Here is a 25291-nt window from a genome sequence, read left to right as displayed (position 1 = left end):
TCCGGCTTTTGGGATTTTTACGGAAGCAACAAACTCTGCGAAAACAGCTTTATAAATATATAAATCGTGATTACTATTAGGTAAGGAGAAGATTTGGCTTCTCAAGGGGGAATGAAAGATGAGCAAGGATGCAGATCGAATTATAACACCGACCAATTTAGTCTCTGACCTAAGAAAAGAGCTCGTTGGACTTCATTTAAATAATATGGAAGTAACGGCTATTTTAGACGAATTAACTGACCTATACACAGTAATTGATCGCTCTACTATTATTGCGATAACTGATGGAAGTGGAACGATCTTAAGTGTTAACGATACCTTCTGTGAAATTTCTAAATATGCAAGAGAAGAGCTCATAGGAAAAAATCATTCAATCTTAAAATCCGGACACCATACCGTAGAATTTTATCAAAATATGTGGAGAACGATCACTTCCGGAAATGTTTGGGAAGGTGAAGTGAAAAATTTGGCTAAGGATGGTAGTTATTATTGGGTGAAAACTACCATTTTTCCATTAATAGACGACACAGGTGAGCCTTATAAGTTTATAGCAGTTCGCACTGATATAACAGAAGGTAAGCTCTATGAAGATAAAGTAAGAGAGTTACTAAAAAATGATTTTGTTCAGGTGATGCAAAGTCTTGATAACCTCGTTTTTAAACTAAAAAAATGTTGTGATGATGACTATGCTTTTACTTTAATTGCGGGTAAATTAGCTAGTGAGCTCGGGCTAAGTGAAGAGGAGCATCTTCATAAGTCAGTCTCAGCTATCTTGCCAGAAGAGACATTAAAGAAATTATTGGTACCTGTAGAGGAAACATTTTTAGGTGTCACGAAAAATTTTGAACTTAAGTTTAAAAGAAAACATTTATTTATTACTTTTTCCCCGTTTTATCGAGACGGAGAGGTGAAAGAAATTGTGGGTACGATTAGTGATATTACTGAATTAAAGAATTCAGAACTAATTGTTGAACATATGGCTTATCATGATTCTTTAACAGATTTACCAAACCGAAGAGTACTTGATAAAGATCTTTCCAACCTAATAGGTGAGGCAAAAGATTTAAGTAAACAAGTGTCTGTTTTATTTATTGACCTTGATCATTTCAAACGTATTAACGACACATTGGGACATCCTGTAGGAGATTATGTTTTAATCATGGCTGCTCATCGCTTACAAAAAGTGAATATCCGAAAGTTTGTTGATCGATATACTCTTTATCATTTAGGTGGCGATGAATTCGTCTTTGTTTTATACGATACCGATGAAGACAAAACAAAGGAAGTTTGCCAATTTTTATTAAATGTTTTTGAGAGTCCATTTCTTTATAAACAAGCTGATATTCATTTGAAAATAAGTATTGGGGTCAGTGTTTATCCTTCTGGAGGAGAAACCCCAGAAGATTTAGTGAAGAATTGTGACATTGCGTTATTTGCAGCAAAAGATAAAGGAAGGAATACCTACTTATTTTATAATTCAGAGATGAATGAGACGCTTGTGAATAAGTTGAATATCGAAAACGATTTACGAAAAGCGTTAGCAAGTCAAGAGCAACTGCAGCTTTTTTATCAGCCTCAGCTCGATTTACACACAGGAAAGATTGTTGGTTACGAGGCACTTATTCGCTGGTTTCATCCAGAAAGAGGATATATTCCGCCACTCGATTTTATTCAAGTGGCAGAAGATTGTGGCTTAATTATTCCCTTAGGCGAATGGGTTCTTAGAGAAGCTTGTTTGCAGCTGAAAAAATGGCAAGACCTCGGTTTTTCCGATATAAGGGTAAGTGTAAACATAGCAACAAAACACTTTCAACATCCTAGCTTCGTCTCAGATGTGTTGAATACTCTCAAAGAAGCTGAACTCTCGGCTAAATACTTAGAGCTAGAAATAACTGAAAACAGTCTATTGGATAGTACACAATCAACAATTGAAACTTTAACCAAAATTAATGACTTAGGTATAAGGATTGCTATTGATGATTTTGGGACAGGCTATTCATCGTTAAGTTACTTGAAGAATTTTCCCATCTCTACATTAAAAATTGATCAAACCTTTGTGTATGAATTGCCTACTAATACTGGAGATCGTGCAATCGTTTCTTCGATCGTTAATCTTGCTCACAACTTAGGGATGAGAGTGGTTGCTGAAGGTGTGGAAAATAATGACGCTCTTAAGTATTTACAGCAAGAAAAGTGTGATGAAATGCAAGGGTACTTTTTTAGTCGGCCACTTCCTGCCGACAAGGTTTTAGAATTTATGGAAAAACATACCTTGAATATTTAATAAAAAACTAAAAAAAAGACTTGAAATGTTTAATAGTTTCTTGTTAAGATAAACAAGTCAATTTACTAATAGTTTTTATTGGCAATCATGTTTTCTAAAACGATTTACCTTTTGACAAGTTGACAAATGGTTTGCTTCTTGGTATACTTGCTTAGTGAATTAAATATTGGAACCAATGCAAGAAGAAGCGCCCGCTTCTCACCTGGCTGACAAAGAAATGTTTGCAGGTTACTTAGTTGATTAAAATCAATACAGGTGTGGGCGCATTGTGCGTCTACATCTTTTTTATTTGGAAAAAGACAGTCGAATAGTATTCCAAATGAGTAAGTCGTTTTTTCGATTGCATGGATCCTTTCAACGCAGTAGTTTAACTACTTAGCAAAACTAGGTTTACGTATTGCTTATTAAGCAAATTTTTTTAAAACCATGGAGGTGGCTAGTTATTAGTAAAGACATGTTAGTCAATGAGGGTATTCGTGCCCGAGAAGTTCGTCTTATTGGCCCAAACGGAGATCAGATTGGGGTAAAGACGAGGCAAGAGGCTTTAGAAATGGCTCAAAATGCAAACCTTGACTTAGTTATGGTTGCACCTGCTGCTAAACCGCCAGTATGTCGGATAATGGACTTTGGTAAGTTTAGATATGAACAGCAAAAGAAAGATAAAGAAGCTCGTAAAAATCAAAAGATTATTACAACGAAAGAGGTTCGCTTGAGCCCAACTATTGAGTTGAATGATTTTAACACAAAGCTTCGTAACGCTAGAAAGTTTCTTGAAAAAGGAGATAAAGTAAAAGCGGCGATTCGTTTCCGTGGTCGTGCAATTACTCATTCTCAGATCGGTAAAGTTGTTCTAGAGCGTTTGGCAAAAGAATGTGAAGACATTGCATCGATCGAATCGGCTCCAAAAATGGAAGGCCGAAGCATGTTTTTAATTTTAGCTCCAAAAGCTGAAAAGTAAGCTTAACTGGTTTTTAATAGTAGTAATGAATAAGGGAGGATTTACCGATGCCTAAAATGAAAACTCACCGTGGTGCTGCAAAACGTTTTAAGAGAACAGGCTCTGGGAAACTTAAGCGTTCGCATGCATACACAAGTCACTTATTTGCAAACAAATCAACAAAAGCAAAACGCAAGCTTCGTAAAGCCGCTATTGTTTCTAGTGGAGACTACAAACGTATTCGTGAAATGTTAACGTACAAAAAATAATTGATTATTTTCAACACAATGTTGAGAATTTGAGGAGGGAAACACGATGCCAAGAGTAAAAGGCGGTTATGTCGCTCGTCGTCGTCGTAAGAAAGTATTAAAGTTAGCAAAAGGTTACCATGGTTCTAAACATAGATTATTTAAAACTGCGCAAGTTCAGGTAATGAAATCATTACTTTATGCTTACCGTGATCGTCGCCAAAAGAAACGTGACTTCCGTAAGCTTTGGATTACTCGTATCAATGCAGCTGCTCGTATTAATGGTCTTTCTTATAGCCGTTTAATGCATGGATTAAAAGTTGCTGGTATTGACGTAAACCGTAAAATGCTTGCTGACTTAGCTATCAATGACGAAAAAGCATTTGCTCAATTAGCAGCAAAAGCAAAATCTAGTCTATAAATCGAATTAAATTAATAAAGTCACTCTCAAGCACGAGGGTGGCTTTTTAATGTATAATGTATAATATAAAATTAATCTCTATAAAGGTATATTAACTCTTTTAAATTCTACATTATTCATTAAGAAAGTAGGTCAATGTAGTGGCACTGAAGGTCCTTTTAACATATGCTTTTTCTATGACTGTTATCTCTATAGTTACTATGTATGTTGACAAGCAAAGAGCCAAAAAAGGCCAATGGCGTATTTCAGAATATAGCCTATTTATGCTAGCGATTGCTGGTGGAAGTATAGGTATCTATCTTGGAATGAAACTTTTTCGTCATAAAACGATGCATCTTTCCTTTCGTTATGGAGTACCGTTTATCTTTTTTATACAATTTGTCCTAATCAGTTATTATCTTTAATTTTCTTTCATATTTGTTAATAGAGAGGAGGGCGCGCTCATGATTGAACACCTATCAGAAGCCATACCCGTCTATATTGAACAAAGTGGAATACTAGCTCCGATCTTATTTATTTTATTTCACTTAATTCGTCCTTTATTATTTCTTCCGGTCCTCTTTGTTTGTATGGTTGGGGGGTACTTATTTGGGGTATTCTATGGTTCTGTTTTTTCTATTATAGGATTAACTTTAATGTGTATCATCTTTTATTTTATCGCTCAGAAATTCCCTAATGTCCTTTCAAGATTTGCAAAAATGAATCAAAAAATGCTGAAAAATGGTCCATTAACAATGAATCAAATTATGGTTCTTCGTTTAGTTCCATTTGCTCATTTTCACTTACTTTCATTGTATGTTATGGAGCAAACAAGTTCATTTAAGGAATATACAAAATACTCATTTTTAGGGGTCATATTACCCGGAATTATCTTTACTAGTTTTGGTCAGTTACTCATCGATTTACCATTGTTTTATTCAGGAATTCTCTTGTTATTTTTATGTATCATCTTTTTTGGCGTGAAGAGAAGAGGGTTTGAAAAACAAACGAGTATCCAATGGAAAAAATTCTTTAAGGCGAGTTCATAAAAAGCTGTAAATGTCTAATAGAATGACATTTACAGCTTTTTTTTTGTAACAACTGTAACTGAACTTAGGTTCAATACACCTATCCTTTTTATAGAAAAGGATTACTTCAGTAGCAGATCTTTTATCGGGCTTTTCCAAGTTATTTGGGAGTTAGGGTAGGATAAAAGAATTTCCTTCTCTATAAAATAGAAATCTTCTTTATTTAAACCTTGCAGCTTATCGGTATTGTTAGCCCAAACTTGTACATTAACCACTTCAAATGCGCTGTCGGTTGTTCCTAAATATTTTTCCCCTTCAAATATGACTCCGCGATAAGTGATTAAGAAGTTCTTTCTTACATTTTGTTTATCATCTAAAAAGTAAAACTGTTTTTTTTCATGCGCTAGTTCTAACTTCCGTTTTGGATTAACTAAGTATTTAATGGCACTATATGCTAAAATAAAAACGGCTATTAGTAATAAAATTCTGAACAAAAAAACAGCCATGGTCATCACCCCTAGATATAATATCTTTTCTTAGTATATACGTATTAAGATCAATGCACAAAAAACAACTCCTACCATACCTACGTTAAAATAGGATAAAAGGTTTCAAAATTACAGTTGAAAGGAATTTTTATAATGAATGTAACGAAAATGTTTCAAATGCAAAAAGAATTAGACGATAGAATTCGAAAAGAACATGGTTTAATGGACGAAGATCTGATTGATAAAAAAATATTGGCTTTTCAAGTTGAACTGGCTGAATTGGCCAATGAAACTAGATGTTTTAAATACTGGAGTTTAAAGCCTCCTAGTGACAGAGCAGTTATTTTAGAGGAGTACGTTGATGGCCTTCATTTCTTATTATCGATTGGGCTAGAAACCAGTACGACGAACGTATTAGATGAATCATTCAACCAAGAAAAAGTAAGTTTAACAGATCAATTTGCTACGCTATTTGAAGTAACTTCTCAGTTTCGAAAAACAAAAAGCGAAAAACAGTTATCAATTTTATTTCAACAATATATCTACCTAGGTAGCTTATTACATTTTACAATTCTTGAAATAGAAACAGCTTATGTTGGAAAAAATGAAGTGAACCATGAACGACAGGATAAAGGATACTAAGGTAAAGATCGAAAGTGATGCTTTTGTTTGAGAATTACTTCGAGTATCGCTATAATTATGTATGGTACATAATTTTATATAGGGGGTTTACATATGGATAATACATTACAAATGTTAAAAGATTTAACAGATGCAAATGGGATACCTGGTAATGAGAAAGAGCCGCGCGATGTTATGAAAAAGTATATTGAACCATTTGCTGATGAAGTAATTCAAGATAATATTGGAAGCTTAATTGCCAAGAAAACAGGAACAGCTGCTGAGCCAAAGATTATGGTGGCTGGTCATTTAGATGAAATTGGTTTTATGGTAACTAGTATTGATGATAAAGGATTTGTTAGGTTTCAAACTGTAGGCGGATGGTGGGGGCAGGTTATGCTTGCACAACGTGTAACGATCATGACTAGAAACGGCTATGTTCCTGGTGTCATTGGATCAAAACCGCCCCATATATTGCCTCCTGAAGCTCGTAAGAAACCTGTGGAAATTAAAGATATGTTTATTGACATTGGTGCTTCTAGTAGGGAAGAAGCGATGGAATTTGGTTTACGTCCAGGGGACGCGGTTGTACCAGTTTGCGAATTTACTGTCATGAAAAATGAAAAAATGCTCATGGCAAAAGCTTGGGATAACCGTATTGGTTGTGCAATTGCTATTGAAGTATTGCGCCAACTAAAGGATGTTGACCACCCAAACACGGTTTATGGGGTAGGAACTGTTCAAGAAGAGGTTGGCCTTCGTGGTGCCCGTACATCCGCAAATTTAATTCAACCAGACATCGGTTTTGCTGTTGATGTAGGTATTGCAGGAGATACACCTGGAGTGACAGACAAGGAAGCATTAGCGAAAATGGGTAACGGACCACAAATCATCATGTATGATGCTTCTATGGTATCTCATAAAGGATTACGTGATTTTGTTACGGATACTGCTGACGCAGCTGGAATTCCTTATCAATTTGATTATGTTGCCGGTGGAGGAACTGATGCAGGTGCGATTCACCTTACTGCAAATGGATCGCCAGCATTAGCAATCACAATTGCAACACGTTATATTCATAGTCACGCAGCTATTCTTCATAGAGATGACTTTGAAAATGCTGTAAAATTGATTGTAGAAGTCATTAAAAAATTAGATAAAGATACGGTAGCAAAGATTACCTTTGATTAAGAGAAAAAAAGCGCTATTTATTTAGCGCTTTTTTTGCATTTTTCCGAATCAAAAACTAAGTAATAAATTCTAACAATGTTACTGTTAGATTTGGTATCTTCCTTTAAAATAGCTTTTAATAATAATAAAGGCTCTTTTCGTAAACATTGTGGCTTTTTCACCCTAAAATAATCGGAAAAATACCCTAGATGAAAATATCCGCCAATAAATTATGTCAGAAAAGAGCAATACCTACTAACTTAGATGTGATATCTTAGTATCTTTAAGCAACAAACTTTGCGAAAACAGCCTTAATAAAAGACTATGGGGGCGTTAGAAATGAAAAAAGAGGCGATTAAGTTAGCGACCGAAATAATACGTCTCGACTTAATCAGAGATGAATTATTGGAAGAGTTACTTTTGCTTGCGGGGAAGGATGCCCATGAGATATTAAGGGAAGTTCAAAATAAAGGATGGTAAATAAATAAAAAAAGCGGACCAGTTTGGTTCGCTTTTCTTATCAAAATAATTATCTCTGTAAACCTTGTGCAATTGAAGAAATTACTTGCTGTCTGCTTTGTTCGTCCGCTTGCTTCCAGTATACTTCAAAAAGTACACCTAAGCCCGGAAGCATTTTTTCTTCACCGCTTTGCATTGCATCGTCAATTGTTGCTTTTACATCATTTTCAGTGCTATTAGCGACATTTGCTAAAATTGCACCACGTAGATTAAAACCCATTGTGTGCCACTCCTTTTATGGTAAAATAAAAAATAAATCAGAGCCATTTGGCAGTTCTGTTATAGTATGTCAACAATTGGACGAAAATATTTATAATGTAAAGTACAAATCTTTTGTATAGGTTTACTATTTTACATTCTACATTCTAGAGTGAAAAGGGAGTACAAAATGGAACGGATTGAATCACCTAAAAATGTAAGAGTAAAAAATGCTAAAAAGTTGCATTCTCGGAAAGGAAGAGAAAAGCTTGGAAGCTTCATCATTGAAGGAGAGCACTTAGTAGAAGAGGCGCTTAAGTGGAACGTGATTATTAATGAAATATATATTGAAGAAAATTTCCGCATTCCTTCTAGTTGGGAATTAAATAATGTTCAGGTGTTTCTCGTAAACGAAAAGATCATGAAGGAAATTTGTGAAACGGATACACCACAAGGAATTGTTGCAGTATGTGAACTTATTGGTAGAAAGCCATTGCAACTAGAGGAGAATGGAAAATATCTTTTAATTGACCAAATCCAAGACCCAGGAAACTTAGGAACGATTATCCGAACAGCTGATAGTGCTGGCTTATCTGGAGTTATTTTAGGGAATGGAACTGTTGATATTTATAACAGTAAGGTCCTTCGTTCAACTCAAGGGTCTCTTTTTCACTTACCTGTTGTAAGAGGGGAGCTTTCTGAATGGATTGAACAACTCAAACAAGCGAATATTCCTGTCTATGGGACGGCATTAAATGAAAAAGCAAAATCGTACAAAGAAATTGAAGCTCAAGATCGTTTTGCACTTATTTTGGGTAATGAGGGAAGTGGTGTTGCCAAAGAGCTACTTGAACAGACAGAAGAAAATCTTTTTATACCAATTTACGGTAATGCTGAATCTTTAAATGTCGCCATTGCATCAGGTATTTTACTCTACCATTTAAGAAAGTAATAGTCACTTTAAAGAACATTTGCCTTTATGAAAAAAATAAACTATAATTGAAAACGAATTTCATATTGAAAAAGATGAAGAAAGAGAGTAGTAAATTGACCTACGTCATTCAGGGAAGAAGTGCCTAGACTGAAAGCACATCTATGTTCGTATCAATTGAATTCGCTCTGGAATTGGCACCGGAACATAAGGAATAATCTTCTTATTAAGGTCGCATCGGTCATGACCGTTATCAAGTTTGAGTGAACGTTTCTTAAAGTTACGTTAATTAGGGTGGTACCGCGAAGCTTTTCGTCCCTTTGGGATGAAGGCTTTTTTGTTTTTTACAGAAAAGCAAAGGCCTTCAGAGATTAGCCTACCTTGATAATATTTAAAACAAATTGGTTACAATGATGTCTAGCGAAAGCTGCACATTTCAAAAAGGAGGAAAAAACATGCAAGAGCGTTTAAAAGAGCTTCAACAAGAAGCGTTAAATCAAATTAACGCTGCCGAGTCGTTAAAAGAGTTGCAGGAAATTAAGGTTTCTTACTTAGGGAAAAAAGGACCAATTACTGAAGTGCTTAGAGGAATGGGAAAGCTCTCTGAGGAAGAACGTCCAGTGATGGGACAATTAGCTAATGATGTTAGAGCAGCGATAGCTGATAAGCTTGAAGAGAAGGTTGCAAGACTAGAGGAACTAGAAGTAGAAAAGAAACTAGCTAATGAAAGTATTGACGTAACTCTTCCAGGTCGGCCTGCCCAAACCGGAGGTATGCATCCACTTACTTCAGTAGTAGAAACAATCGAAGATATCTTTGTTGGCTTAGGATTTGAGGTTGCTGAGGGTCCAGAAGTAGAAACAGACTATTACAATTTTGAAGCTCTAAACTTACCAAAAGATCATCCAGCTCGTGATATGCAAGATTCTTTCTACATTACTGATGATATTCTCCTTAGAACACATACTTCACCAGTTCAAGCAAGGACTATGGAGAAGTTTAAGGGACAGGGACCAGTTAAAATTATCTGTCCTGGTAAAGTATTCCGTCGCGATGATGACGATGCAACTCACTCTCATCAATTCATGCAAGTAGAGGGACTTTACATAGACGAAAATGTTCGTATGAGTGATTTAAAAGGTGTACTTTTAGAGTTTGCTAAGAAGTTCTTTGGTCCTAATCAAAAAATACGTTTACGACCGAGCTTTTTCCCATTTACAGAACCATCTGTAGAGGTCGATATTTCTTGCGTGATTTGCAATGGAGAAGGCTGTCGTATTTGTAAAGAAACAGGCTGGATTGAAGTACTTGGTGCCGGAATGGTTCATCCACGTGTACTAGAAATGGGCGGATTCGATCCAAAGAAATACTCAGGTTTTGCCTTCGGTATGGGAGTAGAACGTTTAGCGATGTTAAAGTATGGCATTGATGATATTCGCCATTTTTACTTAAATGATAAACGTTTTATTGAACAATTTAAGCGAGCGTAACTATACATTGAATATAGGGAGGAAATAAGCGTGTTAGTATCTTTTAATTGGCTTAAAGATTATGTCCAGCTTAGTGACATTACAGCTGTAGAATTAGCAGAGCGCCTAACAAGAAGTGGTGTAGCTGTTGATATTGTTCATCAATTAAACAAAGGGGTTTCTAACGTTGTTGTTGGCCATGTTGTCACTAGGGAACAACACCCTGATGCTGATAAGTTAAGCCTTTGCCAAGTTGACATTGGTGAAGAAGAGCTTGTTCAAATTGTTTGTGGTGCCAAGAATGTTGCTCAAGATCAAAAGGTTGCTGTTGCAAAAGTAGGAGCAGTTCTACCAGGTAACTTCAAAATTAAAAAAGCAAAGCTTCGTGGACAAGCGTCCAATGGAATGATCTGTTCTTTGCAAGAATTAGGTGTTGAAACAAAGTTCGTACCAAAGGAAGTATCAGAAGGAATATTTGTATTTCCAAAAGGCGCTGAAGTTGGCAAAGATGCATTGGATTACTTAAACCTACACGATGAAGTATTAGAGCTTGATTTAACTCCAAACCGTGCAGATTGTTTAAATATGATCGGTGTAGCCTATGAGGTAGCTGCAATTTTAAGCAGAGAAGTTATCCTTCCGATCCCAAGTCTTACTCAATGCTCTGATCTAGCATCAGACTATATTGAGGTTCGTGTAGATGCTATTGAAGATAACCCAATCTACCGGGCAATGGTTATAAAAGGTGTAAAAATTGCTCCATCGCCATTATGGCTTCAAAATCGTCTAATGTCTGCTGGTATTCGTCCTATTAGTAACGTGGTAGACGTTACCAATTACGTTCTTTTAGAATATGGCCAACCTCTTCATGCGTTTGACTATGATCGTTTCGGTTCAAAAGAGGTTGTCGTTCGAAGAGCTAAAGATGGTGAGGAAATTGTTACATTAGACGATACAACTCGTAAACTAACAAGTGACCATCTAGTTATTACAAACGGAATTGAGCCTGTTGCGGTTGCAGGTGTGATGGGTGGAGCTAAATCTGAAGTTCAAAACGATACAACAACCATTCTTTTAGAGGCAGCATACTTTAAAGGAACAACGGTAAGAAGAGCTTCAAAAGATCTAGGATTACGAAGTGACTCAAGTGTTCGTTATGAAAAAGGGATTGACCCTAACCGTGTAGCATTAGCAGCTGAGCGGGCAGCACAACTCATTTGTGAATTGGCTGGTGGATCAATTCTTGAGGGCTGTGTAGAAGTGAACGAGCTTGAGGCCAAACCACTAGAAGTAGAGATAACTGTTGAAAAGATTAATAAGGCACTTGGAACAGAACTTACAGATGATGTTGTTGCATTAATTTTCAAGAGACTACAATTTTTATATACACAAGATGGCGACATGTTCAAAGTGTTTGTCCCAACTCGTAGACCAGATATTACAATTGAAGCGGATCTTATTGAGGAAGTTGCTAGACTTTATGGCTATGATCATATTCCAACAACATTACCAATTGGTTTAACGACTGCAGGTTCGTTAACACCTAACCAAGTTCGACGAAGAAAAGTTAGACGTTATTTAGAGAGCGTTGGTCTAAATCAAGCAATTACTTATTCTCTAACAAGTTCTAGTAAAGCAATGAGCTTTATTAAAGATCTTGGAGATATTTCACCAATTCGTTTAGCAATGCCAATGAGTGAGGATCGTAGCACGCTTAGAACAAGTTTAATTCCTCATGTATTGGATATCATTCAATATAACCATAATCGTAAGCTAGATGATGTGGCAATTTACGAAGTCGGTTCAATCTTCTTATCTGATGAAAAAGAAGTGACAAAACAACCTCTAGAAAGAGAGATTGTTGCGGGTGCTTTCACTGGAAATTGGATTAGTCATTTGTGGCAAGGTGAGAAAAAGAAAGTTGACTTCTTTGTAGCAAAGGGCGTCCTAGAAGGTCTATTTACCAACCTAGGTGTAGACGGTAGCATTCGTTATGAGACATCAAAAAAGGAAGGCCTCCATCCTGGTCGTACTGCGGCAATTACATTAGGTGGTAAGGAAATAGGTTTTGTTGGCCAACTTCATCCTTCACTTCAAAAGGAGTTGGATATCAATGAAACGTATGTTTTCCAAGTTGATTTAGAAGCAGTTCTTGCTTTTGAAATGAAAGATGTTATGTACGAAGAAATCCCTAAATACCCTTCGATTTCAAGAGACATCGCATTGGTTGTAAAAGAAGATGTTCAAGCACAAGCTGTAAAAGATGTTATTGTAGAGAACGGTGGAAGCTTACTTAAATCTGTTCATCTTTTTGACTTATATCAAGGAGAAAAAATGGAAGCTGGCTTTAAGTCATTAGCATTTTCATTAACTTACTTTGATCCAAGCAAAACACTTACTGACGAGGAAGTAACAAAAGTCCACAGTCACGTGCTAGATGGACTAAAAGAGACTCTAGGTGCAATATTAAGAGCATAACTAATTAAAGCGGAAGGGGGGGCCTCTTCCGTTTTGTACATTGAGGAATAAGCGTATGAGGGTGTTTTCAAGAGGGGGAAAGACTATGTTTAAGGTCTCTAACATAAGTTCGTTGAAGCAGGTTGACTATTGTGTTTGGCATGTTGTTTTCAATATAGAGAACCTTCCACTAGAGTATGCGACTGACTTTCTTTATCTAATAAAAGAACAAAAATGGGTAGTGAATTCGTTGATCACTCACGAATTGACTAGTTTAATGAAAGGTCATACATGTAAATATTGTGGTGAGACAAAGATTGCCTGTTTTGTAGCAAGTCATGATTTTAAGATGATTAAGCAAGGGATAGCAGGACATGAATATTTTCGTGCTCGAGTTAGTGAAGAATTGCAAATAGATAAAAACATCGCTACAGAACTAATGGTAGTGAATAAAAAGTCTGAGTGGGAAAAATTAGCATCTGAAAACCGCTTTTATGGTAATCTTCAACGAATAAAAGAGCGACAAAATGAATAAAAAAACACCTAAAGCTTGGTTAAAGCTTTAGGTGTTTTTTCGCTTTTTCAGTATTAGCAAAATGGATCTTACAATAACTATTTAATGCTTCAATTCCATGTGTTCTAATCAGTTTCGCAGCTGCCTGATCAACATGGGAACCAGCCCCTTTGGGAATTTCAAAGCCGGCACTTTCGCTTAATTTATCCATTTCCTTCACAAATGCATAACGCGCAATAATTGAAGCTGCTGCAACTGACAAATGAAGAGATTCAGCTTTTGTCTGGAAAAACATGTTGTTTTCTTGGACCTTTTCCTTTTGATCAGCAATATAACGAAAATAAATACCACGTTCAACAAACTGATCAATCAGTATCCCATCATAAGGTTCATGATTTAATTTCTTTTTCAGGTGAAGAATTGCTTGATTGTGTAAAATTGCCTTCATCTTTCCTTGATTAAACCCCTTAGCCTGCAAGGAATTATATTTTGTATTCGGAAGTACTAATAGGCTGTAGGGAATTTCTTTTATCAATTGTTTCGCAATTTTGCAGATTTGATCGTCCTTCATTCCTTTTGAATCCTTCACACCTAGTTCTGTGAGATTTGCAAAGTTTTCTGTTCTAACGAAAGCAGCAACAACCGTAATTGGTCCAAAATAATCACCTGTACCTACTTCATCGGACCCTATTAAAGACATGGTTGAAAATTGTGATTGATTTGTAGCTTCTTTTTTAGTAACTGTTTTAGTAGTAGGCGGAGCTGTACCGTTGTTTGCAAATTGTTCCCAAATAGCAGCTTCTTCTTCATGTTTGGCTCCTTGAAAAAGAACCTTACCAGATTTATACGCAGTCACTGAACAGTTAAACGGCTTTGCTGCAAATAGTGCACCAGGAGGTAGTTTTGAAGCTAAATCATCTTGATAGAACTCCTTCATTTTTTCAATCGTTTTTGTATCTAATAGTAAAACTCGCTGTGACAATAGGAAAACCCCTTTATTCATGTGGATTATGAATGCAAATTAGACTCTCTAGCAATACATCATTCTCAATTGTATCACTGCTCCCCAATCTTTCTCAATTATCGTTCGACATATTTCCAATTATGGATGTTCATGTTATGATAGAATGTAGAATTTTTCGTAAATGAAAAAGGTAATTATTAAGTACGTATCTGTATTTGTATTAATGGGATTGTATTTTAAGGGAGGCTCGTTGTGGGAGAAGATCAGATAAAACGACGAACAACGGTAACGATAAATAGCCAAAGTTATGTGATTTCAGGAAAAGTAGATGTAGGTCACATACATGAAGTGGCTAATTTCGTTGATCAAAAAATGAAAGAGATGCGCAAAATCAGTCCTTATTTAGATAAAACACAACTTGCTGTTTTAACTGCTGTCAATATTAGCGATGAATATTTACGGTTAAAAAAACAACTAGAGCAAGAACGTCAAAAGAAAGATGGGGAAAAATAAAAAATGCTTAGCTTAATATTAATCATTCTTTTAATTACTAGCTTTTTTGTAGGATTTCGCAGAGGTTTTATCTTACAACTTATTCATCTAACTGGGTTTATCGTTTCTTTTTTTGTTGCTTATCTATACTATGATGATTTAGCAAAACATATTAGGTTATGGATCCCGTACCCTCAATTTCCAACAGATAATCCAGCATTTATGTTAATAGAGGCATTCAATTTTGAGCATGTATATTACAGTGGTATTGCATTTGCTATTTTATTTTTTGCTACCAAAATTGCCATGCAAATTATCGGATCGATGTTTGATTTTTTGGCTCATTTACCGATACTAAATTTTATCAATGGTTGGCTAGGTGGAATTCTATGCTTCTTAGAAACATTACTAGTACTAGTAGTCCTATTACATATTGCCGCATTACTACCAATTGAGCTAGTACAAGACGTGCTAAAGGAATCTACACTGGCTAAATTAATCTTAGATTACACACCAATTTTATCTAATCAGTTGAAGGAACTTTGGATTGAAAATAGGTTTTAATAGTAGAAGGGGCTGACAGTCGATTAAAGTCAGTCCCTTCTACTGTAAATAAGTTGCTTTGTCCTATCTAAACTAGGTATCATTAGGATTGAGTAGGAACTCTCCAACTTATGTATCTTAATAGACAGGAGATGAACAATGATGAATAAAAAACAAGTCATTCAAGCGTTAGAAACGATTGCAATATATATGGAAATTAAAGGTGAAAATAGTTTTAAAGTGTCTGCATATAGAAAGGCAGCTCAAGCACTAGAAAGTGACGAGCGGACCTTAAATGAAATTGAAGATGTGTCTAAACTAAAAGGAATTGGAAAAGGGACTGCTACTGTAATAGAAGAACTTATGAATGAAGGAAAGTCAAACCTATTAGAAGAATTAAAGGGGGAGCTACCTTCTGGGTTACTGCCATTACTAAAGCTCCCTGGACTTGGTGGAAAGAAGATAGGAAAGCTCTATCAAGAATTACAAGTAGTTTGTATTGAGACCCTAAAACAGGCTTGTACGGAAGAGAGAGTACAGGCTCTAGCTGGCTTTGGTAAAAAAACAGAAGAGAAAATCTTAGCTGCTATTGAGGAGTTTGGGAAACAGCCTGACCGCTTGGCTCTACCGTTAGTAATCCCGGTAGCGGAAAAGATTGAAGAAAACTTAGCCAAAATAGCAGGGATTATTCGATTTTCTCGGGCAGGAAGCTTACGTAGGTTAAGAGAAACGGTAAAGGATTTAGATTACATTATTGCTACAGATGAACCGTTAAAAGTGAAAGAAGAGCTGCTTAAATTTCAAAATGTTGGTGAAATAATTGCAAGTGGTGATACGAAGGTTTCGCTACAACTAAATCTTGATGTCTTTAAAATTTCCGTCGATTTTAGACTGGTAACAGAAGCTGAGTTTGCAACTGCTTTGCATCACTTTACTGGATCCAAGGACCATAATGTTCAAATGAGGCAACTTGCTAAGGATCGCGGTGAGAAAATTAGTGAGTATGGTGTTGAGATTTTGGAAACGGGTGAAGTGATCACCTTTTCTACCGAAGAAGAGTTTTTTAATCACTTTGGCCTTCAATTTATTCCTCCTGAAGTTAGAGAAGGGAATGGGGAGATCGAAGCTTGGAGTCAACCAAACGAACTGATTTCGTTAAATGATATTCGAGGCGATCTTCACATGCACTCAACATGGAGTGACGGGGCCTACTCAATTAAGGAGATGGCTGAAAGAGCTCGCGAAAAAGGCTATTCATACATTGCAATTACTGATCATTCAAAGTTCTTAAAGGTAGCGAATGGTCTAACAGTCGAACGCTTAAAAGCGCAACATGAAGAAATTACGAAGCTTAATGAAAAGTGGGATGATTTTTGTATTTTAACTGGTGTCGAGATGGACATTTTGCCTGATGGTACACTAGATTATAACGACGAAGTAATTGCAGAAGTAGATTTTGTCATTGCCTCTATTCATTCATCGTTCTCCCAAGATAGAGAGACGATTATGAAAAGGTTAACTACAGCATTACAAAATCATCATGTAGATTTAATTGCTCATCCCACAGGAAGATTACTAGGAAAAAGGGATGGCTATGATGTAGATGTACAGTTACTCATAGACTTAGCGAAAGAAACGAATACTGCTTTAGAGTTAAACGCAAACCCTCATCGTCTTGATCTATCCGCCCATTGGGTAAGAGTAGCCCAAGAAAGCGGAGTGAAAATAATCATTAATACAGATGCACATAATCTTGAGATGTTAGATGATATGGAAATTGGTGTAGCTAGCGGGAGAAAAGGCTGGCTAAAGAAAGAGTCAGTAATAAATGCTTGGGAACTAGAAGATGTTTTAAAATTTTTAAACAGAAACAAATGAGGAGTTGGGGTAGTTGTTACAACAGCGTGTATGTCGTCTCCTAGAGTACGATAAAATGAAAAATCAGCTTATAGAACATGTAAGTTCATCGCTTGGAAAGAGAAAAGTTGCGGAACTCCAACCGATGGTAAACATAGATGAAATACAGCATGCACAAAATTCAACGTTTGAAGGAACCAAGGTATTACGCTTAAAAGGGCAGGTTCCTTTAGGTGGTATTCGCGATATAATTGCTAGTGTGAAACGCGCCCAAATTGGTGGGATGCTAAATGAAATGGAATTATTAGATATCTCAAGTACGGTATATGGTGGCAGACGGTTTAAAAAGTTTATTGAAGATATGATTGAGAACGCAATTGAACTACCAATTTTAGAAGAATTAGTAAGGACGATTACACCTTTAACTGATGTAGAACGAGAAATTAAAATGTGTATTGATGACCATGGGCATGTTCTAGATTCAGCTAGTCCAACATTAAGAACAATTAGACATCAAATAAAAAGTCATGAAGCGTCAGTTCGTTCAAAGCTTGAGAGCATCATTCGTTCCTCCAGTAGCCAAAAGATGCTATCAGATTCAATCATTACCATTCGAAATGATCGTTATGTAATTCCAGTTAAGCAGGAATATCGCAATAACTTTGGGGGATTAGTTCATGATCAATCTGCTTCAGGTGCCACATTGTTTATTGAACCTCAAGCAGTAGTAGCGATTAATAATCAATTAAGAGAGGTCCGAGTAAAGGAAAAACAAGAGATCGAAAAAATCTTACATGCCTTGTCTGCTGCTGTTGCAGAGGTAGGTGAGGAGTTACTCCAAAATGTGCGTACATTAGCTGAGGTTGATTTTATTTTTGCGAAAGCGTTGTATGCAAAGGCGATTAAAGCTACACAGCCTAAGTTAAATGATATTGGTTTTATTAATATGAAGCGAGCTCGTCATCCACTGATTGCTCATGAAGAGGTTGTCCCCATTGATATTGAACTTGGGAAATCGTATAGCTCCATCGTTATCACTGGACCTAATACTGGTGGTAAAACAGTTACTTTAAAGACGACCGGACTATTAACATTAATGATGCAATCGGGTTTACATGTTCCTATAGATGAAGGCTCAGAAATGGCAATCTTTCAGTCAGTCTACGCAGATATTGGAGATGAGCAGTCGATTGAACAGAACTTGAGTACGTTCTCATCTCATATGGTGAACATCATTGATATCTTAGAGCATGTTGATCATCAAAGCCTGGTTTTATTTGATGAGCTTGGTGCAGGTACAGATCCAACTGAGGGTGCTGCATTAGCAATTGCTATTTTGGATGATGTCTATCAACGAGGTGCTAGGATTGTTGCCACTACACACTATAGTGAATTGAAAGCATACGCCTATAACCGCCCAGGTGCAATTAATGCGAGCGTTGAATTTGATGTTGAGACATTAAGTCCGACTTATCGATTATTAATTGGAGTTCCTGGTCGTAGTAATGCCTTTGCAATTTCAAAACGACTTGGTTTAAATATTGATATTATTGAAAAGGCTAAAGCACAAATTTCAACTGAGACTAATAAGGTTGAAAATATGATCACATCTCTCGAGACTAGTCAAAAAATGGCTGAAAAAGAAATGGAAGAGGCTGTGAAAATCCGTGAAGAGGCCGAAGCACTTAGAAAAGATTTAGCCGATAAGTTTGCTCAATTTGAACTAGAAAAAGATATGCTTATTGAACAAGCAGAAAAGAAAGCATTTAAAGTGGTTGAAACCGCTAAGGAAGAAGCAGAATTCATTATTGAAGAATTAAGGGAGCTCCAAAAAGAGGCGAATGTGGTAAAAGAGCACCAGTTAATTGATGCCAAAAAACGACTAGATGAAACTGCACCAAAACAGAAGGATAAGAAGAAAAAAGGTGTGGTGAAAAACATCATTAAGGAGCTTTTTCCAGGTGATGAAGTGAACGTTACTAGCTTCAATCAAAAGGGCCATATCGTAGACAAAGTTTCTGATAGAGAATTTCTTGTACAGATTGGCATTATGAAGATGAAGGTAGCTATGGATGATCTTCAGCTGATCGATAGACCTAGACCAATTGAGAAAAAACCCGTAGCAACTGTCCGTGGCAACTCACATCATGTGAAACCGGAATTAGATCTTCGTGGCGAACGTTTTGAAGATGCTATGCTCCGTGTCGAGAAATATCTAGACGATGCTTTACTTGCAGGGTACAGTCAAGTATCCATTATTCATGGAAAAGGAACAGGGGCACTTCGAAAAGGAGTGCTGCAGCTACTAAAAACACATCCTCATGTAAAAAGCTCAAAAATGGCTGGAATGAGTGAAGGTGGGCTTGGGAATACAATTGTGGAATTTAAATAATAAGCTCTTTTCGTAACATTCTTGCTTTTTACCTTTAAAAAATTGGGATTATACCCTAGATGAAGATATTATCCAATATATTATGTAAGAAAAGAGCAATACTTACTAAATTAGTGGTGAATTCTTAGTATTTTGTGTAAAAATCCGGTTTTTGGGATTTTTACGAAAGCAACAAACTTTGCGGAAACAGCCAAATAATTAGCTGTTCGAAAAGGTGGGTGAGTACCCATCTTTTTGAGCAACCTCTAAACGGGAGTTGGAGAAATGGAACGATTATTTCAAATTGACTTTGTGTATACAGCAGCAACTTACAGTGTCGTCGTTTTAGCAACGGTCGTATTCTTAGCAATATTTGAATCGGTAACAAAGTATAATAACTGGCAACAAATAAAAAATGGAAATGTATCGGTGGCATTGGCTACGGGTGGTAAGATTTTTGGTGTCGCTAATATTTTTCGTTTCTCTATACAACATAACGATTCTATCTTAACGATGTTAACATGGGGTGGCTATGGTTTTACTCTGTTATTATTTGGTTATTTTATTTTTGAATTTCTGACTCCAAGTTTTAAGGTTGATGAAGAAATTGCCAAAGATAATCGTGCTGTAGGTTTTTTATCATTTATAATCTCAGTAGGACTTTCTTTTGTGATAGGTGCGGGGATTATTAAATAATTGTTTGGAACGAGATTGGAGAGAAGTAAGTGGAAACACTTTGGAAGGTTTTATTCGTTTTTTGTGCAATATTCATGTTATCCGGTATCATTTATTTATTATTTATCGCATAGATATTGGTAAAAGGAAGAATTAGATTTCTAGTTCTTCCTTTTTTTAACCTGAGAATTCAAAATATTTTTAAAAATCTATTTATTTTTGTAATCGTTTACATTACAATGGTAGTAAGAGGAGAATGCCATCCTGTATTGTAGAGAGTACAGGGGCGTTGTTGTGTAAAGAAACGCAGTGTTTCTTTGGAAAGGAGATGAAAATAAAGGGGGAGATTAAAAATGGAAACAGTTGTTTCTCGTCCATGGTTCGCTCATTATCCAGAAGAAATTCCAACATCATTGAACTATGAGGAAAGGACTTTACAAAGTTATTTGAAGGAGGCTGCAGAAAAACATCCTGATAAAAGTGCTATTCACTTTATTGGTAAAGAGCTGTCGTACAAAGAACTTTACGAATCTTCCTTGAAACTTGCCAATCAGCTTCAGAACTTAGGAGTCAAAAAAGGTGACCGAGTCGCGATAATGTTAGCAAACACGCCTCAAGCAGTCATTAGTTACTATGGTGCTTTATTTGCAGGAGCTATAGTTGTACAAACAAATCCCCTTTACGTAGAAAGGGAATTGGAACACCAACTAAATGACTCTGGTGCTGAGATTATGATTTGTTTAGATCTCGTCTATCCAAGAGTAGCAAACGTACTGAATAAAACGAAGCTTAGAAAGGTAATTGTCACTGGCATTAAGGATTATCTACCTTTCCCTAAGAATTTAATCTATCCGTTTATTCAAAAGAAAAATACTGGTATCAAAGTTAACATTCAGTACAATGATCGGATTTTGAGTTTTGTGAAAGTACTTAATGAAGGTCGTGCCGAAGAAATAGACGTTGAGATTAATCCAAAGGAGGATTTGGCTTTACTACAATATACAGGAGGAACAACAGGTCCTTCTAAAGGAGTAATGTTAACCCACTTTAACTTAGTAGCTAATACAACTCAATGTGTAAGTTGGATGTATAAGTCAAAAAAAGGAGAGGAACGGATTTTAGCCGCTCTACCATTCTTCCACGTTTATGGAATGACAGTAGTAATGAACTTATCTATTATGTATTACTCTAAAATGGTAGTGTTACCTAAGTTCGACCCGCTTGATGTCCTGAAGACGATTGAAAAACAAAAGGTAACGATTTTCCCAGGGGCACCAACAATGTACATTGCTTTGTTAAATCACCCACAATTAAAAGAATTCGACCTGTCATCAATTGATGCGTGCTTAAGTGGTTCAGCAGCATTACCAGTTGAGGTTCAATCGAAATTCGAGCAATTGTCAGGAGGGAAGTTAGTAGAAGGTTATGGGTTAACTGAGACATCTCCAGTAGCCATTGCGAATTTCTTATGGGGGAAGCGTAAGTCTGGGAGTATTGGTGTACCTTGGCCTGATACTGAAGCTGCTATTCTATCAATTGAAACAGGTGAAGAAGCTCTTCCGAATGAAATCGGTGAAGTTATGGTAAAAGGCCCTCAAGTGATGAAGGGCTACTGGAATCGACCAGAAGATACACAAGCTACGTTTAAGGATGAATGGTTCTTAACAGGCGACATGGGCTATATGGACGAAGAAGGTTATTTCTATATCGTTGACAGAAAGAAGGATATGATTATCGCTGGAGGCTTCAACATATATCCGAGGGAAATTGAAGAGGTTCTTTATGAGCATGAGAAAGTCCAAGAGGCTTGTATTGTTGGAGTGCCAGATGCCTATCGTGGTGAAACTGTAAAGGCATTTATCGTTACCAAAGAAGGTCAGAAATTAACGGAGGAGGAGTTAGATCAATATTGTCGTAAACATTTGGCAGCCTTTAAAGTCCCTAGACTTTATGAGTTTAGAGATGAATTACCGAAAACAATGGTAGGGAAAATTCTTCGCCGAGTGTTGGTAGAAGAGGAAAAGAAGAAACTAGAAGATCAAATTTTAGATAAGTAATTCCTAGCTAGCCCTTCATATTGAAGGGCTTTCTTTATTCTGAAGTCAATGTAGAAATTAGCACAATTCGCAACGAAATAAAAAAATTTAAAATTTTGTAACAAATCTCTTTATTATTGTAATCGGTTTCATTACAATAGAGAGGAGGAGAATGTTTTTTTACAATACTATGAAGTTAATAGTATTCTGAAAAACCTAAAATCTTTAGCTTTGGAGAGGGCTAAGCTTTTAGATTTTCACTAGAAAGAGGGGTAAAAAAAGGAGGGCAAAAGAAAATGGAATTGTCGTCTCAAAAGGTATGGTCCAAAAATTACCCTACTGAAATACCTTTCACAATTAACTATGAAGAAAGAACACTACAAAGCTATTTGAAGGAAGCTAAGGAGAAGCATCCAAATAAAATAGCACTTCACTTTCTTGGTAAGGAGCTTACATATTTAGAGCTCTACAACTCAGCGTTAAAGTTTGCTAATCAATTAAAGTCATTAGGTGTTGTCAAGGGGGACCGAGTAGCAATTATGCTAGCAAATAGTCCTCAATCCGTTATTAGTTATTACGGTGCTTTGATGGCGGGTGCTATTGTTGTGCAAACAAACCCTCTTTACGTAGAAAGGGAATTAGAACATCAAATGATAGACTCAGGTGCAAAGATCATGATCTGTCTTGACCTTGTTTATCAGAGAGTTAAAAAGGTTCGTCCAAAAACTACTCTCGAACATGTCATCGTTACAGGTATAAAAGATTACTTGCCATTTCCAAAAAACCTGATTTATCCTTTTATCCAAAAGAAGAACACTGGCATTACTATTAATGTAGATTATGGTGACACGGTGCATTCGTTTGTGAAACTATTAAAAAGTGGTGAGGCAAAAGAAATTCATGTTGATTTTGATGTAAAAGAGGATCTAGCTTTGCTTCAATACACTGGGGGAACAACAGGTGTAGCAAAAGGAGTAATGTTAACTCATTTTAATTTAGTTGCTAACACAACACAGGCAATTAAATGGATGTACAAAATGACTCCTGGTGAAGAAGTAATTATCTGTGCTTTGCCATTTTTTCACGTATATGGAATGACTGTCGGAATGAACTATTCAATTATGCATACGTCAAAAATGATCATCATTCCAAAGTTTGATACAAAACAAATTCTAAAAGATATTCAAAAACACAAAGTGACGATGTTTCCTGGCGCGCCAACTATGTACATCGGCTTAATTAACGATCCTGATATTGAGAAGTATGACCTTTCATCAATTGAAGTATGTATTAGTGGTTCATCGGCACTTCCTGTTGAAGTTCAACAGCGATTTGAGCAGTTGACAGGAGGAAAGCTGTCAGAAGGATTTGGGTTGACAGAGGCGGCTCCAGTTACCCATTTTAACGAAATGTGGGGAAGACGCCCAAGTGGTAGTATAGGTTTTCCTTGGCCAGATACAGATGCAATTATATTAAATGCCGAAACGGGTGAAGAAGCTACACCAGGGCAAATCGGTGAGCTATTGATTAAGGGACCGCAAGTCATGAAAGGTTATTGGAATCGACCAGAAGACACCTATGCAACTCTTAGAGATGGCTGGTTGTACACCGGAGACATGGCCTATATGGATGAAGATGGCTACTTCTATATTGTTGACCGTAAAAAGGACATGATTATTGCTGGTGGCTTTAATATTTATCCACGGGAAATTGAAGAAGTATTATTTGAACATGAGAGCATTCAAGAAGCTGTTATTGTCGGAGTGCCGGATCCATATCGTGGTGAGACTGTTAAAGCTTATATTGTTTTAAAGGAAAATCATCATGTGACTGAGAAGGAGTTAAACACTTACTGCCGAAAGCACTTATCAGCTTATAAAGTACCACGCCTTTATGAATTTAGAGATGAATTACCGAAAACAATGGTAGGGAAAGTGCTACGACGAGCTTTATTAGAAGAAGAACAGAAAAAGCTTGAAGCAAAGAAAAATCAACAAAAAAGTAGCTAACATAAAAGACAAAAAGGTTCTCTTACTACCTAGTGAGAGAACCTTTTTGTAATATTGCTGTCGTTTCTTCACTTATTCCATAACATCATCAACAATTGGCTCATCGGTAATATAATCTGCTCCGTAATGCTTTAATGTTGAGGTGATTTGTTCATAATGCTGTTTAGATTGAGCTTCAATTGTAAAGACAACAGCCCCGCCTTGGACGTGTTTCTCTATTTCTTCAGCCTCATACTTATTAATTCCCATATCCATAAACCCGCCGATAAGACTGCCAGTTGTTGCACCTGCTAAAGCACCATAGATTGGTCCTGCAGCAAGTAAGATACCTAAGCCTGGGAAAGCCAGTAAACTTAAGCCGGTTAACGCACCACCAATTCCACCAAGAGCCCCGCCAATTAAAATACCGTTTAGTGGTGTATCACTACTCATGTCATCACCTTCTGCTCTTGTAGGATCTTGACGATGAATAAAAGAAATGTCATCTCTGGGTACGAAGTTTAATAAAGCATGAAATGCTTCTTCAGCATTATGTAAATGATAAAACGTTGCGATAATATGAGGTCTACCCATCATTCCACCTCCTTACTTTAAGTTTCTTTATTACAAGGTTGAAATATATTCCTTTACAGCTTTTATTTGCTCAGTATTTAACCCCAAACTTGGCAAAGATGGCATAGTGCCGATACCGTTCAATAATATTTTTTGAAGTTCTTCCTCATTGTAGCGTTCTGTAATACCTTGCATCCCTGGTCCAATTTTATATTCATCAGTAACACTGTGACAGCCGAAACAGCTTTGAGAGAAAATGGTTTCCCCATCTGCAGCTACTTCTGCTACCTGATTTAGGGGGACTGCCATGATTAAATAGCCAAAGGCCCAGATGGCTAACAAACAATAGGTAACAACAAGGAAGCGAGGGACTTTAGCATTGCCCATTCGAATGTCTTCAGCCATATCTTCTACTTGGGGAGTAGGTGGTTCATCCATAGGAGCGCCATGTTCTGTTTTTGGGTGTTGTTCTTCAGAAGTGTGAGAACGATCATCGTTGCCTTTATTATTGTCCAAACCTCTACACCT

25 protein-coding genes and 2 other annotated features are annotated in these 25291 nt (G+C 36.6%); of the genes, 20 read left to right on the top strand and 5 right to left on the bottom strand.

All coding sequences use genetic code 11. The annotated features are described in order from the left end of the window. Positions 1 to 118: 118 nt before the first annotated feature. The 6 genes from DS745_RS19370 (at position 119) to DS745_RS19345 (ending at position 4918) form a co-directional block, all read left to right on the top strand. Positions 119 to 2284, top strand: a complete 2166-nt coding sequence (locus DS745_RS19370) for a sensor domain-containing protein (protein WP_129079857.1) — start codon at positions 119 to 121, stop codon at positions 2282 to 2284. Between the two features lie 173 nt (positions 2285 to 2457). Continuing rightward, positions 2458 to 2576: a sequence feature (ribosomal protein L20 leader region), on the top strand. A gap of 162 nt (positions 2577 to 2738) precedes the next feature. Then, positions 2739 to 3242, top strand: coding sequence for a translation initiation factor IF-3 (gene infC, locus DS745_RS19365; RefSeq protein WP_071315686.1), 504 nt, complete (start codon positions 2739 to 2741; stop codon positions 3240 to 3242). Positions 3243 to 3289: 47 nt separating this feature from the next. Further along, the gene (rpmI, locus tag DS745_RS19360; protein WP_129079856.1) at positions 3290 to 3490 is read left to right on the top strand and encodes a 50S ribosomal protein L35; all 201 of its coding nucleotides are present in this window, start codon (positions 3290 to 3292) and stop codon (positions 3488 to 3490) included. A gap of 46 nt (positions 3491 to 3536) precedes the next feature. Further along, positions 3537 to 3890: a 50S ribosomal protein L20 gene (gene rplT / locus DS745_RS19355; RefSeq protein ID WP_129079855.1), complete on the top strand. Its 354-nt coding sequence runs from the start codon at positions 3537 to 3539 to the stop codon at positions 3888 to 3890. A gap of 140 nt (positions 3891 to 4030) precedes the next feature. Then, positions 4031 to 4294, top strand: a complete 264-nt coding sequence (locus DS745_RS19350; RefSeq protein WP_241657867.1) for a DUF1294 domain-containing protein — start codon at positions 4031 to 4033, stop codon at positions 4292 to 4294. Positions 4295 to 4333: 39 nt separating this feature from the next. Further along, positions 4334 to 4918, top strand: coding sequence for a TVP38/TMEM64 family protein (locus tag DS745_RS19345; protein ID WP_129079854.1), 585 nt, complete (start codon positions 4334 to 4336; stop codon positions 4916 to 4918). A gap of 101 nt (positions 4919 to 5019) precedes the next feature. Here DS745_RS19345 and DS745_RS19340 read toward each other — a convergent pair whose 3' ends face one another. Beyond that, entirely contained in the window at positions 5020 to 5403 is a 384-nt protein-coding gene (locus DS745_RS19340; protein ID WP_129079853.1) for a sigma-w pathway protein ysdB, read from the bottom strand. Positions 5404 to 5538: 135 nt separating this feature from the next. Here DS745_RS19340 and DS745_RS19335 point away from each other — a divergent pair, with 135 nt between their 5' ends. From DS745_RS19335 to DS745_RS24960, 3 genes are all read left to right on the top strand, one after another. Then, a complete protein-coding gene (locus DS745_RS19335) occupies positions 5539 to 6027 on the top strand; it encodes a dUTP diphosphatase (RefSeq protein WP_129079852.1) in 489 nt (162 codons plus the stop codon). Positions 6028 to 6120: 93 nt separating this feature from the next. Further along, positions 6121 to 7197, top strand: a complete 1077-nt coding sequence (locus DS745_RS19330) for a M42 family metallopeptidase (RefSeq protein ID WP_129079851.1) — start codon at positions 6121 to 6123, stop codon at positions 7195 to 7197. A 318-nt stretch (positions 7198 to 7515) separates the two neighbouring features. Beyond that, entirely contained in the window at positions 7516 to 7656 is a 141-nt protein-coding gene (locus DS745_RS24960; RefSeq protein ID WP_196121285.1) for a hypothetical protein, read from the top strand. Between the two features lie 49 nt (positions 7657 to 7705). On the opposite strand, the gene sspI is transcribed toward DS745_RS24960, so the two are convergent. Continuing rightward, complete coding sequence (gene sspI, locus DS745_RS19325; RefSeq protein ID WP_129079850.1) at positions 7706 to 7915, bottom strand: small acid-soluble spore protein SspI; 210 nt, start codon at positions 7913 to 7915, stop codon at positions 7706 to 7708. 168 nt (positions 7916 to 8083) lie between these two features. Here sspI and DS745_RS19320 point away from each other — a divergent pair, with 168 nt between their 5' ends. From DS745_RS19320 to DS745_RS19305, 4 genes are all read left to right on the top strand, one after another. Further along, positions 8084 to 8845, top strand: a complete 762-nt coding sequence (locus DS745_RS19320; protein WP_129079849.1) for a TrmH family RNA methyltransferase — start codon at positions 8084 to 8086, stop codon at positions 8843 to 8845. Between the two features lie 68 nt (positions 8846 to 8913). Further along, positions 8914 to 9147 (top strand) — a binding site (T-box leader). A 132-nt stretch (positions 9148 to 9279) separates the two neighbouring features. After that, positions 9280 to 10314: a phenylalanine--tRNA ligase subunit alpha gene (gene pheS / locus DS745_RS19315; protein ID WP_129079848.1), complete on the top strand. Its 1035-nt coding sequence runs from the start codon at positions 9280 to 9282 to the stop codon at positions 10312 to 10314. Positions 10315 to 10344: 30 nt separating this feature from the next. Further along, on the top strand, positions 10345 to 12771 hold the full coding sequence (pheT, locus tag DS745_RS19310; RefSeq protein WP_129079847.1) for a phenylalanine--tRNA ligase subunit beta: 2427 nt from the start codon (positions 10345 to 10347) through the stop codon (positions 12769 to 12771). Positions 12772 to 12856: 85 nt separating this feature from the next. Then, on the top strand, positions 12857 to 13285 hold the full coding sequence (locus DS745_RS19305; RefSeq protein WP_129079846.1) for a hypothetical protein: 429 nt from the start codon (positions 12857 to 12859) through the stop codon (positions 13283 to 13285). Positions 13286 to 13304: 19 nt separating this feature from the next. Here the strand turns inward: DS745_RS19305 and rnhC are convergent, their stop codons facing one another. After that, positions 13305 to 14246 carry a ribonuclease HIII gene (gene rnhC / locus DS745_RS19300; RefSeq protein ID WP_277750938.1) on the bottom strand — a complete coding sequence of 314 codons (942 nt, stop codon included), beginning with the start codon at positions 14244 to 14246 and terminating at the stop codon, positions 13305 to 13307. Between the two features lie 234 nt (positions 14247 to 14480). Between rnhC and DS745_RS19295 the strand changes: the two genes are divergently transcribed. The 7 genes from DS745_RS19295 (at position 14481) to DS745_RS19265 (ending at position 24211) form a co-directional block, all read left to right on the top strand. Then, on the top strand, positions 14481 to 14741 hold the full coding sequence (locus tag DS745_RS19295; protein ID WP_129079844.1) for a cell division protein ZapA: 261 nt from the start codon (positions 14481 to 14483) through the stop codon (positions 14739 to 14741). Between the two features lie 3 nt (positions 14742 to 14744). Then, on the top strand, positions 14745 to 15284 hold the full coding sequence (locus DS745_RS19290; protein WP_129079843.1) for a CvpA family protein: 540 nt from the start codon (positions 14745 to 14747) through the stop codon (positions 15282 to 15284). A gap of 141 nt (positions 15285 to 15425) precedes the next feature. Beyond that, positions 15426 to 17141, top strand: coding sequence for a DNA polymerase/3'-5' exonuclease PolX (gene polX / locus DS745_RS19285; protein WP_421721837.1), 1716 nt, complete (start codon positions 15426 to 15428; stop codon positions 17139 to 17141). Between the two features lie 55 nt (positions 17142 to 17196). Then, positions 17197 to 19512, top strand: a complete 2316-nt coding sequence (locus DS745_RS19280) for an endonuclease MutS2 (RefSeq protein WP_129080102.1) — start codon at positions 17197 to 17199, stop codon at positions 19510 to 19512. 264 nt (positions 19513 to 19776) lie between these two features. After that, entirely contained in the window at positions 19777 to 20187 is a 411-nt protein-coding gene (locus DS745_RS19275) for a DUF350 domain-containing protein (protein ID WP_129079841.1), read from the top strand. A gap of 332 nt (positions 20188 to 20519) precedes the next feature. Beyond that, positions 20520 to 22223: a long-chain-fatty-acid--CoA ligase gene (locus DS745_RS19270; RefSeq protein WP_129079840.1), complete on the top strand. Its 1704-nt coding sequence runs from the start codon at positions 20520 to 20522 to the stop codon at positions 22221 to 22223. A gap of 275 nt (positions 22224 to 22498) precedes the next feature. Then, on the top strand, positions 22499 to 24211 hold the full coding sequence (locus DS745_RS19265; RefSeq protein WP_129079839.1) for an AMP-binding protein: 1713 nt from the start codon (positions 22499 to 22501) through the stop codon (positions 24209 to 24211). A 72-nt stretch (positions 24212 to 24283) separates the two neighbouring features. On the opposite strand, the gene DS745_RS19260 is transcribed toward DS745_RS19265, so the two are convergent. Further along, a complete protein-coding gene (locus DS745_RS19260; RefSeq protein WP_161568318.1) occupies positions 24284 to 24784 on the bottom strand; it encodes a DUF1269 domain-containing protein in 501 nt (166 codons plus the stop codon). Positions 24785 to 24814: 30 nt separating this feature from the next. Next, positions 24815 to 25279, bottom strand: coding sequence for a cytochrome c (locus DS745_RS19255; RefSeq protein ID WP_129079837.1), 465 nt, complete (start codon positions 25277 to 25279; stop codon positions 24815 to 24817). Positions 25280 to 25291: the final 12 nt, after the last annotated feature.

This window comes from Anaerobacillus alkaliphilus (assembly GCF_004116265.1).
Lineage (GTDB): Bacteria > Bacillota > Bacilli > Bacillales > Anaerobacillaceae > Anaerobacillus > Anaerobacillus alkaliphilus.
Note: the sequence above shows the minus strand (reverse complement) of the source record. Positions and strands in the feature narration are given on the sequence as shown.